Here is a 12,336-nt window from a genome sequence, read left to right as displayed (position 1 = left end):
GCGGGCTTCATCCTGCTGGCCTATCTGGCGAGCAATTCACGATGACGCCCTTCATGGAGGGCGTCATCTCCGGTGCGGGCGGCGTTGTCGTCCTCATCGGGTTGCTGGTCACGGTCCCGCTCAAGCTGCATGCGCTTTATGTGGCGGCGCAGTTGCGGAATCGTGGGCTGGAGTAGCGGTTAAAAATACCGCCTTTGCTACCACCTCGTTGTGGATAAGGTGAATATCGATACGCTCCAATACCGATGAGAGGCACCGCATGGAATACTCATGTTGCTACCCTTTCGTAACAGATGTAAAATTCTATGCCTGTCGTTATGTACTGGATCAAAAAAAGGACTGATCATGAACAAGAAAAATATACCGGTAAGTGAATATAAAAATGTTCGCGATCTCCTTGAGAGATATGTCGAGGCCTTACGCACTGGCAGTGTCGATATGATGTCCGGCATATTTCATAAGGATGTCGTGACGCATGGCATTGTCGATGGTGAACTTGTGGGGGGAACGGGCAATCTGGCAGCCGAATTCGTCAGGATCAACGGAGCTTCCCCAGAAATTACATCTCATATCGATATACTCGACATAACCCCTGTCACGGCGGTGGCACGCATTATCATCGAAAATGATGCTATTGGCTCCGACTGCTGTGAATATGTCAATCTGATCAAAACAGACGGAAAATGGTCAGTATTTTCCAAAGCTTTTCTTCAGTTCGACAAGTAAATACCTTGGGAGGCGCTCAGGATGCTGGGGGTGACGGTATGACGCCCGGCGGCATCTTCGCCCTCTGGGCTGCCATTACCATTGGCGGCGTGCTCGGGGGCTTCATCCTGCTGGCCTATTTGGCGCGCAATTCACGATGACTGTTCACGCACTCGGCAGAGTGACAGAAGGCCCGGCGCAAACGCCAGATTGACGACACGCTTGGGCCGCCTGCGCCAGAACCATCGAACGATTGAGAAGAATGTAGCGTCCGCGCTATTCCGCCGCCATATCCAATGCCCGGCGCGCCGCATCTGGTTCCCGCCCCAGAATACGCAGCAACGCCTGCACAGCCGGATCCAGCCCCACACGCCCCTGTTCCCAGTTGCGCCATGTCGCCACAGGTATGCCGGTCAGATCCGCGATCTGTTTCTGGGTCATGTGCAGGGTCTTCCGCACGGTTGCGGGCGTCGGGTATGGGGCGGACAGATGGCTTGTATCATTCGTCCCATCCTCACGGGCCTGACGGTCGATATCAGCTTCCGTGGTGGCGTTCACCTTGTCCCGGTCGATGGTTCCACCGTGCCGGGCGATCTGATGCAATGTCATCCTTGCCATTTCTTCCACTCCTTCTCGTGCATGCGGCGCGCAGAGATGATCCACGTCACATCGCCGCGACGCGTGTAGACGACCATGTAACGGCATCCTTCGATCATCCCGACTGCCTGAATCCGTGTTTCACCGTAATCCTTGCGGGTGTCTTCGCGTTCGATCACGTCCCCAAGAAAAATGCGGGCAGCGTAAATGAAATCGAAACCACGGGTGGAAAGGCACGCTGCGCTTTTTTCATCGTGCCAGTCAAAGGCGTGATGTGTTGCCGTCATAGGCATCCTATACGCTAGAAGCGTATAGTTCGCAAGGGAAACAGTACGCTAACGGCGCATATCCGATCAGAACAATCAATCGTATTATACAACCACAAGGCGGCTCTCCGGAGCTGCCTTTTTTATTGGGGTCTGTTGGGAATTATGCTTTTTTCAAGCATCTGAATGTGATTCAAACGCCGCATGGATCGCTTCATACTGACAGATGCCCAATGGGCGAAAATGGAACCGCTGTGCCTTGGCAAGAAAACGGACCGGGGGCGCAGCGGGCAGGACAACCGTCTTTTCATCGAGGCAGTCTTATGGATTGCCCGGACCGGCAGTCCATGGCGGGATCTTCCGACGTATTTCGGACATTGGAATTCCGTCTATTCCCGTTACAGCGACTGGATGAAAGCCGGTGTTTTCAAACGGCTTTTTGAAGCTGTTTCTGACGAGGCGGACATGGAATATGCGATGATCGATGGCACGGTGGTCCGGGTTCACCGCCACGGCCAGGGCGCAAAAGGGGGACCCGAAACCAGGCGATCGGACGCAGTGTAACGGGGTGGTCGACCAAGATCATCGCCATGACCGACGCCGTGGGCAATCTGGTCCGCTTTACGCTTGTCCCCGGCCAGCATTACGACACGGTCGGGGTGGCGCCGCTTCTCAAACCGGCAGATTTTGGGGCGCTTCTTGCTGACAAGGCATTCGATGTGCACTGGATCGTGGACGCCCTGCGCGCGCAAGGGGCCCGCGTGGTCATTCCCCAGCGTCGGAACCGCCTCGACAGGCGCCCCTTCGATGGAGCCCTGTTCAAGGCGCGCCATCTTATCGAGAACTTCTTCTGCAAGCTCAAGGAGTTCAAGCGCATCGCCATGCGAAGCGACAAGACAGATAGATCTTTCGCAGCGATGATTTATCTCACCGCCGCAATCATCAATTCACAGTAATTCCCAACAGACCCTGGAAACACCATGACAAATCGCAAACTTGCGCAAATCCGCAAGCTGGGCTGTCGCCCTGCGCAGACGCGCCCGGGTCAGCCCTCCATGTCGGCCATGCGTGGCTTCATGGCCCGGCAGGCCCCTGCCCGGCTGGACCGCAGCCATATCGATCCTGCCCCACTGCTGCTGGGTAATGACGTGCTGGGAGATTGTACCTCGGCCGGGATTGGCAACCACATCCGCGCCACGTCCGCCCTGAACGGGTTCCAGACCGGCATCACCACGTTACAGGCCGTGGCGTTCTATTCCCGCTCCACTGGCTACGTGCCGGGCAACCCGGGCACGGATCGCGGCGGCGTGGAGGTCGATGTACTGACCACCGCGCTACGCGATGGGTATGCCGTGACCAACCAGACCCTATTCCCCCTCTGGGGCAGCGCGGATCCGGCTGACCTGAACGGCGTGCGCAATGTCATGGCAGGCCTATCGACGGCCTATCTCGGCGTGCAGCTGGCCGACGCCGATCTGTGGGAGGATGAGAACGGCGCGCTGGCTCCGGTGTGGGATACAGACATCCCGGCCGGACACGGTGACCCGAACCCCAACCCCGCGAACGGCCATTGCCTGCTGGGCTGGGATTACACCGGCACGGATGACACGGACATCGTGACCCTGCTCACCTGGGGCACCACGCAGCGCGCGACCTGGCGCTGGGTGCGCAGCAGGATCATGGAAGCCCATGCGCTGGCGTGGCGCCAGCTGCTGCCCGCCTCGGCTCTGGCACCGAGCCAGCCGGACTGGGAGGCGCTGGTCGCGGCCAATGATGCCTATCTGCGGGGGGTGGCGTGAGGGCGGTCTTGGCACTGGCCTGCGCCCTCGGCCTATCTGCCTGCGCCCATCAGGCGCCCGTGCAGACCACGATCCCGGCAGCCATGGCGGGCATCCAGTCCAGCTTGGCGCAGGCTGGGGTGGTGTCGGTATCGCATGCGGGCGACTGGACGGCGGAGCAGGATGCCCGTTTCATGCGCGCCGTGCGCGCCGCCCAGTGCAGCCAGCATACGCCCGACCCGGTGGTGGGCATGATTGCCGGAGATGTGACGCTGCAGCTCTCCGGCCAGTTTACGCAGGACGGTCAGTTCAGCGTAAATGCGGCCACCACAGTGCCCACGTTCGGGGTGCAGGCGGATGCCAGCCGGACGCGCGGGCAGACGATCAGCCTGCCGGTGGCCTATGCGCCGTTGTCGTCCATGCCTGACGTGGAGATGTCCCGGCAGATTGCTTACGAGACCGAGATGCTGGCTCAGAACGATGATACTCGCCATAGGGAAGCGGATCGACTGATCGCCGACCGCGAACACCTTAGAAAACGGATGCAGCTGCTTATCGACACTTGGGTCGCCATAAAGTGTGTCAGGCACAAGCCCGACGTTCCGTTCGTAGGGAATCGACAATGATCCGCTGCTAGCTTCATCGGCTTGCTTGCGAAGGCGGGTGAAGGAAAAAATATTCTTTATTTTGGTACTTGACGTGAGCTCATCCGCTGATTCGGAAAATGCGCCATTTATCGTCGCCGACAATAGTTTTTTGGCGCCAACATTAGCTAGTGCAAAGCAACATTCATGCCGGTATTATTGGAAATATCAGCAGCGATAGAGCTAGTTGAGCCGGGCGCAAGGTTGATGTTTTGACGGACCTCACCTTGCTGCCCGGGAGCCGGTCTCGATTACCAGTCGAGGCCTAAGAAAACACGTTAAGCAAGGAACGCAATTTCCTATGGGTGACCCTAACATATCCCTTTCCGTTCTGGGAACCTCAATTCGCCAGGATAGCGAAGGACGCTACTGCCTAAATGATTGCCATAAGGCAGCAGGTGGCGAGCCGGGCAAGGCTCCATCTGAATGGGTAAAGAACGCACAGACTAAAGCTCTCATCGGAGAAATAAGGGTGTCGGGAAATATCCCGACACCCATCAATGTGGTTACTGCAGGGCCAAACGATAGGCGCGGAACCTTCGCTTGCAAAGAGTTGGTATATGCCTATGCCATGTGGATCAGTGCCAAGTTTCACCTGATGGTAATCCGAGCTTTCGATGATCTAATGCAGGGCAATATATCAGCCGCGAATAGCAATCATGCATTCGATCCGACCAATTTCATCGCTTTAGTTCTTTCTCAGTTTCCCAACCTCTCCCAGATTAGCCGCCAGTGTATGATTGCCAATGTGGCCGAGGTAGCGTTTGGACGCCCAGTCCTGCCCCTGCCTACGATTGATGAACGCACCTACACGGCGACAGAGGTCGGCAAGATGCTGGGCGGTATCTCTGCCAACCTGGTCGGACGCACCGCGAAGGCTCATGGTCTCAAGACATCTCATTACGGAATTTTCGTGATGGATAAGTCTCGACACTCTACAAAGCAGGTTGAGGCATTCCGATATAACCAAGCGGGTATCAATGCGCTGCGCGATATTTTTTTAGCACGCGATAAGGCCGCCTAAAGCACGAGTCGAGACGGTAAAAACGTGAAGTGCCTGCCGTCTCGGCTTAAAAGGTTGTGGGGAAAATTGTGGGGATGCGCTCTATTTATTTAAGCGTTTTCTGCATTTCCTGCGTTTTAAATGTATTTAATATCAATAAGTTATTGGTGCCTTATAATCTATTTCTGGTTTGCTAAACCGTTATACGATGTCAAGTCGTATCGAGGGTTCGAATCCCTTCCCCTCCGCCAATTTTCCTTCTCAGACAATGTGAAATAGCGTCAAAAAGCTTGGTTTTCAGCCAGTTTTGGCGCATTCTTCATCTCGAAAGTTCCTGTTTTGTCTCATCCTATCTCGTCAGAAAGCGGGTATGGAGCGGGTATGAAGAACAGGCATAGCGGGTATGGAGATTGCGATGCTGACCGACGCAAAAATCCGCTCGGCCAAGCCGGCAGACAGGGCCTGGCGACTGGCAGACACGGGCGGACTATTCGTGCATATCACCCCGGCGGGAAAGAAGATCTGGCGGTACCGCTACAAATTCGAAAAGCGGGAGAAACTGCTGACGCTCGGGCATTATCCTGGTGTCTCGCTGGCCGAAGCGCGGGCCGAGCGGGAAGAAGCCCGGCGTATTCTTCGCGAAGGTCGTGATCCTTCGATGGAGGCAAAGATCGTGCGCCTTGCCGCGCGTGTGAATACGGCAACGACCTTTGAAGCTGTCGCGCGCGAATGGTATGAACAGCGCAAGGTTCTGTGGGCCACGCGCCATGCATTTGATGTGATCCGCAGTCTGGAACGGGATATTTTTCCCAAACTCGGTCATGTTCCGATCAATGGGATTACCCCTCCCGTCGTCCTTGCAGTGCTGAGGCAGATCGAGGATCGTGGGGCAATCGAGACGGCCCACCGCATCCGTCAGCGCATGAGCGATGTGTTTGTGCATGCCATCGCATCTGGTTGTGGTTCCTCCGATCCTGCTGCGGTTGTAGCGCCTGCCCTTCGTCCCGTCATACGAGGTCGGCAGCCCGCCATTACGGATCTGGAAGGCTTACGCAGCCTCGTCCACAGGACAGAAGCCGAAGAGGCTCATCCCGTGACCCTTCTGGCCTTGCGGCTGCTCTATCTCACGGCTGTCAGGCCAGGCGAATTACGGTTCGCACAATGGGCTGACTTTGAGGGTCTCGATGGACCAAAGCCCCTGTGGAATATTCCGGCGGAACGGATGAAAATGAAGCGCGACCATCTGGTGCCGCTTTCCCGGCAGGCCGTTGCGACCCTTGAGGCGCTCCGGCCATTCAGCGGGCGATGGCCGCATCTGTTTCCCAATACGCGTCGCCCCAGACAGGTCATGAGTGAAAATGCACTGGGTTATCTGCTTAACCGTGCGGGTTTCCATCACTGCCATGTACCGCATGGCTTCCGGGCATCGTTTTCCACCATCATGAACGAGCGTTTCAGAAGTGACCGGCAGGTGATCGATGTGATGCTGGCCCATTCGCTCAAGGATAAAGTGGAAGGCGCGTACAATCGGGCGATCTATCTGGAGCGGCGGCGTGAACTGGCGCAGGTCTGGGCTGACCTGGTCAGCGAAGGCCAGGTCAGCCTCGGGGAACTGATTGCGACAAAACGCCGGTCAGGTGCCTGATGTTCCAGCGGTGTTGATCCAGTCCTCGATAATGCCGGAATGCCAGCGAATTGTGCCGCTGGACAGTTTGCGTGGTCTGGGGAACGTCCCTTTACTGATATGCCGGTAAATGGTTGCCCGGCTCAGTCCGGTTCTTTCAGTAACCTCCCGTAGACGTAGAAGTCTGTTGTCGGGTCTGTATTCCGTTGCGTCCATGTTCAGATCCTCCATGTCTTGTCTGTTGGGATCAATCTGTTTCGTGTTCCTGATGTCTGCAGGACTTCCCGGTATGAATGGCGATGCCATGCTGCTTCCGGGGCATACCGGAGTGTTCCCGACTGCCTGTGAAGCAGTTACGGAACGGAACTGATTAAGACGGCACGAAGCTACGCGGCCGCAACCGATCTGGCCGGTGATAGGGGAACCGGATAGAAAGACTTGCAGGCGGCAGCCTGCTTGGACTGCAGGATCTCCATGGGAATCCTGTCCGGTTTCGGTCTGAAAAACGGTCGTGCCGGATGTCCTGCCCCGAGTTTTCGGGTTGCAGGCCGATTGCCTGACTGATGAGGCAGAAGTCGGATATCGCACATCGGCTTTAACGGATCAGACAGGGGCCTGGCTGATCCAGGCATTCGGATCGTCATGACGGTGAACTCCATGACGGGCGCAGGCGAGCCTCTCTCCCCTCTTCTCATCCCGTCACGAACTCCCGCGCAGCCCTCTGACTCTATGTCGCGACTGTACTGTATATGCGACATGAGAACTGATCATTTCCATTCAGAATGGATATAAGACATGGATCAGTTCACGGACCGATGCGGATGCCGGATACGTCTACCGTATCGGGAACCTGCTGGACCGCAGGCTGGGTTGGCGGGGTGGTCGTCTGGTGGGCGGAACTTTGTGCGCGCATGGGGAAATCAGGCGGCATGCAGTCTTTTGGCAGGCTGTTCCTAGCGGTCTGTTCTTCCGTGAAGGGACTGCTCTGCTCCATGCCGGGCCCCATACCCGTCGGCATCGGGCCGGGCATACCGCCTGCGCCTGTCATGCCGCCCATGGGAAAACCACCCATCATGCCGTGCCCGCTGCCGACGCCAAAGCCCGTGGTTATGCTGCCATGCACGCTACTATTGTGCGACGATGGCGCGCGCCAGCATTTATCGGTATGGTCGGGCAGTTGGTGACAGCCTGATATAGCCATCACGAGGACAGGTACGAAGAACGTGAAGACACGTCCTGTATTATGGTTGGACATGGAGAGTAGAGGCATCTCACCTGTTGGAACCCCAACCTTAATCCGCTAACCGGCTGTGTTCCCGTCACGAAATGTAAACCCGCAGCTTACCAGTCTTCGACGCTTCCCCTGTCTTTCTCATTGGGTGCAAACGGATCAAGCGGGTCATCCGTGGGCGGATCAAGCGGTTCGTCATCACTGCCCCAGTCCGGTATATCCGGTTGGGGATCATCCAGCGGACCGTCATCCGGGTCAGGCCCGGGATCCGGAATGGGTGTGGGTGGTGGCACCGTGGTCGGCGGTTCAGACGGCACGGGAATATCCGGATTATTTCTGACCTGCATCCTGAACATGACGTTCCTCCTCTGACAGGTCCACGTGCAACGGAAAGGGCCGGTGACAGGTTGCATGCGCGTTCCTGCCTGTCAGCGTGCTTTTCTGCCGGGTGTGTTCACAATGACCGGGCAGCATGGCGCGTCTCCGGTGTTTTCAACAAAAAAGGCCCGGCAATACGCCGGGCCTTCCGCTTGAGGGACGGGATCAGTTGGAACTGCTGCTGTTCTGGTTCCAACCGCCATTGCGGTCGCCGCCACGACCACCGCCGTGTTCACCCCAGTTGCCATTCTGGCTGCCGCCACCACGGTTGCCGCGCTCGCCGGGGCCATTGTTCTGGTCGCCGCGGTTTTCACCACCGCGATCATCACGCTGGCCACCGGGACCGTCGTTCTGGTCACCACCATTCTGGCGGTCGCCGCCCTGGCCCCCATGGTTGCCGTGGCCGCCATGCCTGCCACCGTGATGGCCGTGACCGCCATGGCCACGATGTTCGCCCTGCCCGCTGCCCTGGTTCTGGTCAGGGGACTGGGCCTGGGCTGCCAGCGGAAGGGAGATGCCAAGGGCAAGGGCAAACAGAATTGAACGCTTCATGATATATCCTTCAATCCGACCTCGGGTCCGTCGCGCCATGGGGACTGGAATGTGAGGTCGTATGATGTAATGGGCAGTATCGGGAATATCCGGGCCGGAACTGATGTTCCTTCATGGGCCAGGACTATTGCGGTGAATGTTCCAGATAGCCGGATGGATATTCTGGAACGTGAGCAACGTTTGTCCGGTTACTCACAAACCACGCCATGACATTCCATAAACAACAGATCCATACATGGCGGGATTATGGGGGGTTCCCTGCCCGGGCGACCTGTTGGCCAACCGGGGCAGGAAATCTCGCTTTCAGACCTGTCCGATCGCCCGGGCGGCGTCATCCAGCAGGGCTGCGATCTTTTCTTCGGCTTCCGTATCAAGGCCGCCGTTGCGCAGCCTCAGGCGCAGTGCCGTGCGCAGGTTTTCCATGCCGCGCATGACCGGCATCGGGACATCCTTGCGCCCACCCCTGCCCTCTGCCGCGCCGGTCGCGGCGCGGGCCAGTATTTCCTCAAGGGCCGCACGGCTGGCGGCAAGGAAGGCCTCGCCTTCCGGCGTGATGCGGTAGTTCTTGCGACCGTCGGCTTCGACAATCCGGGCATAGCCCGCTTCATCCAGCCAGGTCAGCGTGGGGTAGATCACGCCGGGGCTGGGGGCGTAGCTGCCACCGAACTTTTCCTCGATCATGCGGATCAGTTCGTAGCCGTAGGTTGGTTTTTGAGCGATCAGCGAGAGGACCAGAAGCCGCATCTCGCCATAATCGAACAGCCGGTGACGCCCGCCACGGCGACCACCGCCGTGGTGTCCACCGCGACCGTGATGGCGGCGGGGTTCCCCACCGCTGGCCATGCCTTCGGGGGAGAAAGTCTGGCGGTTACGACCGCCTGCGTGTCTGTTTCTGTGTTTCATGCTTACCGATATACGTTCCGATATATCTTACGTCAAGATATATCGGAATATATTTTTATCATTCCCGATAAACCCGCCCTTTCAGCCGCCGCAGGCAGTCCATCCGTCAGTCCCCTGCCCTGATCGCATGACCGGAAAATCTCATGATGTTTCTGCTTTCCTGAAAAAAGAGGCGCATCGCCCCACCAACAAATACAGGGCCGGCGTGGTGAACATGGTCTGGGCCTGACTGACGAGAAGGCCACCGATCAGCGCGATCCCGAGCGGTTGGCGTAGTTCCATCCCGTAGCCGCCCATCAGCACCAGCGGAAGTGCCCCAAGGGCCGCCGCAAAGGTGGTCATGACAATCGGCCGCAGCCGCAGCAGGCAGGCCTCACGAATGGCGTCCCGCGGCGTCAGGCCGCGTTCGCGTTCGGCGTGGATGGCGAAATCCACCAGCAGGATCGCGTTCTTGAGCGAGATGCCGGTCAGCAGCAGCATGGCGATCACCGCCATGCCCGAGAACGGTAGCCCGAACAGATTGAGCGCCAGGATGGCTCCGATCCCGGCCGAGGGAATGGTGGAGAGAATGGTCAGCGGGTGCCACACGCTTTCATAGAGCATGCCCAGCGTGATCCAGACAGCCAGGATGGCCGCGACGATCAGGATCTCGCTGTCATGGGTGCTTTTTCCAACATCCCCTTCATCGCTCTGCAATTCCCCGGTGATGGTCTCCGGCAGATGCAGGCTGCGCCATTCCTGATCGATAACGGATTGTGCCTGCGACAAGCTGACACCCGGCGCCAGTTCCAGCGCTAGCGCGGCGGAACTGGCGTAGCCGATATGGGTCACGGCCACCGGGTCGAGACTGGGGGTAATTCGCGCCACCACCGACAGCGGCACCAGCGTCTCCGCCCCCGTGGCGACCGCAGATCCGGTCGACGCATTGGCGCCACCCGCCAGCGAATTGGCGATCTGGTTCCGAAATGCCGTCGCACCGGTCGAGGCCGTGGCGCTGGCCGTGGCCGACGTGACCACCCGGATGGTGTTGGACGCCGAACTGCCCGAGGCCGATCCACCGGACGGGCTGACCCAGAACTGTTTCAGGATCTCCGGATCACGCTGGAAGCGGTTTTCCACGGTCAGCACCACGTTGTATTGCCCGTGTGTGGTGTAGACGACCGAGGCCGTAGTCTGACCAAGCGCATCGGACAGGGTGTTGCCGATCACCTGCGGCGTGACGCCAACGCGGGCGGCGGTGTCGCGGTCAATCGCGAGCGTGATCCCCTGTCCCGGTGGATCGACGTCCGGGTCCACGTCCGTGAACTCCCGATGACGGCGCAGGGCTTTCGCCAGTTTCCGCGTGGCTGGCCCCAGCAACCGGTCATCCTCGCTGCGCAGGATGTAACTGATCCCGCTGCTGTTCGAGCCCACCCGCATCATGATGTTGCCGGGTGCCTGGGCATGGTATTCGGCGTGGATGTCTTTCCCCATCCGGGCCACGACGCGAGCGGCCACCTCTGTTCCCGACGCCCGCCCGGTGGACAGGTCGCGCAGTGTGGCGAATATCATGCCATGGCTGGAGCCTTCGCTGGTATCCAGATAGGCGATCACATGCGTCACGGCGGGATCCTCCAGCAGCACCCTGCTGAATCGCTCCAGCCGGGCCCTGGTCTGCGCCAGTGAACTGCCGCTGCCGCGCGAACCGCCTGAGACGATGCCGATATCCTGACGCGGGAACACGACCCTGGGCATGCGGGTGAACAGAAAGACGCCCACTAGCAGGGTCAATGGCAGAAGCAGCGCGGTCTTGCCGGGGTGGGTCAGGCAGACTTCCAGAGTGCGGCGATACTGACTGCCACTGTGTTTTTCATGATCCAGAAAATCGGCGGCATCCACTTCCGGATGAATGGCGGCGCTGTTTTCGGCAAACCGCATGCACAGCGCCGTCAGGCACGGCGTCACCACACAGGACAGGATCAGCGACACCGTGACGGCAATGCCAACGGTGCCCGCAAACTCCCGGAACAGCCGTCCCGTCAGCCCCGAGGCCAGCCCGATCGGCAGGAACACCGCCAGTACCGACACGGTAATGGAGAGCAGCGTAAATGCCACCTCGCTGGCCCCGGCAATGGCAGCCTCGTCGATGGGAAGACCCCGCTCACGCATGCGGATGATGTTCTCGATCACCACGATGGCGTCATCCACCACCAGCCCTGTCACCACTGTCAGCGCCATGAGCGAGAGATTGTCCAGCCCGAAGCCCGCCAGATGCATCGGCCCGAGGCTGGCGATCAGGCAGCACGGCACGATGACCGCGGCTGCCACGGATGCCGTCCATGACCGCAGGAATACCCAGACCACAGCCAGCGCCAGCAGGCAGGACGCCAGCAGCGTCACCAGTGTATGGTGCAGGGAGGAGCGGATCACCGCCGAGCCATCCCGCGCCACGGCAATATCGGCCCTCGACGGCATGAGCGTGCGCAGTTGTGGCAGACGTGCTTTCACCGCATCGACGATGCCGACCAGATTGGCCCCCGGCTGGGCACGGACCATCAGCGTCAGGGCCGGTCTGCCATCAAAGAACGCGGCCGCGTTTATACCAACCATTGTTTGGCCTGACTCACGGGGTACCCATCGGTTTAAAAATGTGATTCACAGGATGCTGACCATTCT

The 12,336-nt window shown here is 58.9% G+C and carries 15 protein-coding genes; 7 read left to right on the top strand and 8 right to left on the bottom strand.

Annotated features, from left to right (window positions below; all coding sequences use genetic code 11):
* The first annotated feature begins 41 nt into the window (after window positions 1-41).
* Both DV027_RS18095 and DV027_RS12675 read left to right on the top strand, forming a co-directional pair.
* Complete coding sequence (locus tag DV027_RS18095) at window positions 42-176, top strand: hypothetical protein (protein WP_275101003.1); 135 nt, start codon at window positions 42-44, stop codon at window positions 174-176.
* A gap of 169 nt (window positions 177-345) precedes the next feature.
* Entirely contained in the window at window positions 346-726 is a 381-nt protein-coding gene (locus tag DV027_RS12675) for a nuclear transport factor 2 family protein (RefSeq protein WP_165399193.1), read from the top strand.
* Window positions 727-981: 255 nt separating this feature from the next.
* Here the strand turns inward: DV027_RS12675 and DV027_RS12670 are convergent, their stop codons facing one another.
* A complete protein-coding gene (locus tag DV027_RS12670) occupies window positions 982-1,323 on the bottom strand; it encodes a helix-turn-helix domain-containing protein (RefSeq protein WP_174520922.1) in 342 nt (113 codons plus the stop codon).
* A complete protein-coding gene (locus DV027_RS12665) occupies window positions 1,311-1,589 on the bottom strand; it encodes a BrnT family toxin (protein ID WP_061273023.1) in 279 nt (92 codons plus the stop codon). The genes DV027_RS12670 and DV027_RS12665 overlap by 13 nt, the downstream gene beginning before the upstream one ends.
* A gap of 183 nt (window positions 1,590-1,772) precedes the next feature.
* Here DV027_RS12665 and DV027_RS12660 point away from each other — a divergent pair.
* The 5 genes from DV027_RS12660 to DV027_RS12640 all read left to right on the top strand — a co-directional run bounded on the left by DV027_RS12660 (window position 1,773) and on the right by DV027_RS12640 (window position 6,638).
* A protein-coding gene (locus DV027_RS12660) for an IS5 family transposase (RefSeq protein WP_130732348.1) occupies window positions 1,773-2,524 on the top strand; the annotation gives its coding sequence in 2 pieces (ribosomal slippage) (window positions 1,773-2,109 and window positions 2,109-2,524; 753 coding nt in all).
* A 24-nt stretch (window positions 2,525-2,548) separates the two neighbouring features.
* Window positions 2,549-3,367, top strand: a complete 819-nt coding sequence (locus DV027_RS12655; protein WP_165399192.1) for a hypothetical protein — start codon at window positions 2,549-2,551, stop codon at window positions 3,365-3,367.
* 59 nt (window positions 3,368-3,426) lie between these two features.
* Window positions 3,427-3,972, top strand: a complete 546-nt coding sequence (locus tag DV027_RS12650) for a hypothetical protein (RefSeq protein WP_408884470.1) — start codon at window positions 3,427-3,429, stop codon at window positions 3,970-3,972.
* A gap of 319 nt (window positions 3,973-4,291) precedes the next feature.
* Window positions 4,292-5,014: a KilA-N domain-containing protein gene (locus DV027_RS12645; protein WP_130732344.1), complete on the top strand. Its 723-nt coding sequence runs from the start codon at window positions 4,292-4,294 to the stop codon at window positions 5,012-5,014.
* A 394-nt stretch (window positions 5,015-5,408) separates the two neighbouring features.
* Window positions 5,409-6,638, top strand: coding sequence for a tyrosine-type recombinase/integrase (locus tag DV027_RS12640; RefSeq protein WP_116703423.1), 1,230 nt, complete (start codon window positions 5,409-5,411; stop codon window positions 6,636-6,638).
* Here DV027_RS12640 and DV027_RS12635 read toward each other — a convergent pair.
* The 6 genes from DV027_RS12635 to DV027_RS12610 form a co-directional block, all read right to left on the bottom strand.
* The gene (locus DV027_RS12635) at window positions 6,627-6,833 is read right to left on the bottom strand and encodes a helix-turn-helix transcriptional regulator (protein WP_116703424.1); all 207 of its coding nucleotides are present in this window, start codon (window positions 6,831-6,833) and stop codon (window positions 6,627-6,629) included. The two genes, DV027_RS12640 and DV027_RS12635, sit on opposite strands and share 12 nt — an antisense overlap.
* 589 nt (window positions 6,834-7,422) lie before the next feature.
* Window positions 7,423-7,872, bottom strand: coding sequence for a hypothetical protein (locus tag DV027_RS12630; protein WP_241503169.1), 450 nt, complete (start codon window positions 7,870-7,872; stop codon window positions 7,423-7,425).
* An 86-nt stretch (window positions 7,873-7,958) separates the two neighbouring features.
* The gene (locus DV027_RS12625; protein ID WP_242621895.1) at window positions 7,959-8,165 is read right to left on the bottom strand and encodes a hypothetical protein; all 207 of its coding nucleotides are present in this window, start codon (window positions 8,163-8,165) and stop codon (window positions 7,959-7,961) included.
* 226 nt (window positions 8,166-8,391) lie between these two features.
* A complete protein-coding gene (locus DV027_RS17750) occupies window positions 8,392-8,778 on the bottom strand; it encodes a hypothetical protein (RefSeq protein WP_158551959.1) in 387 nt (128 codons plus the stop codon).
* A 303-nt stretch (window positions 8,779-9,081) separates the two neighbouring features.
* Window positions 9,082-9,681, bottom strand: a complete 600-nt coding sequence (locus DV027_RS12615; protein ID WP_207303487.1) for a PadR family transcriptional regulator — start codon at window positions 9,679-9,681, stop codon at window positions 9,082-9,084.
* Window positions 9,682-9,822: 141 nt separating this feature from the next.
* A complete protein-coding gene (locus DV027_RS12610) occupies window positions 9,823-12,270 on the bottom strand; it encodes an efflux RND transporter permease subunit (RefSeq protein ID WP_242621894.1) in 2,448 nt (815 codons plus the stop codon).
* Window positions 12,271-12,336 lie beyond the last annotated feature (66 nt).

Source organism: Komagataeibacter xylinus (assembly GCF_004302915.1).
GTDB lineage: Bacteria > Pseudomonadota > Alphaproteobacteria > Acetobacterales > Acetobacteraceae > Komagataeibacter > Komagataeibacter xylinus_C.
Note: the sequence above shows the minus strand (reverse complement) of the source record. Positions and strands in the feature narration are given on the sequence as shown.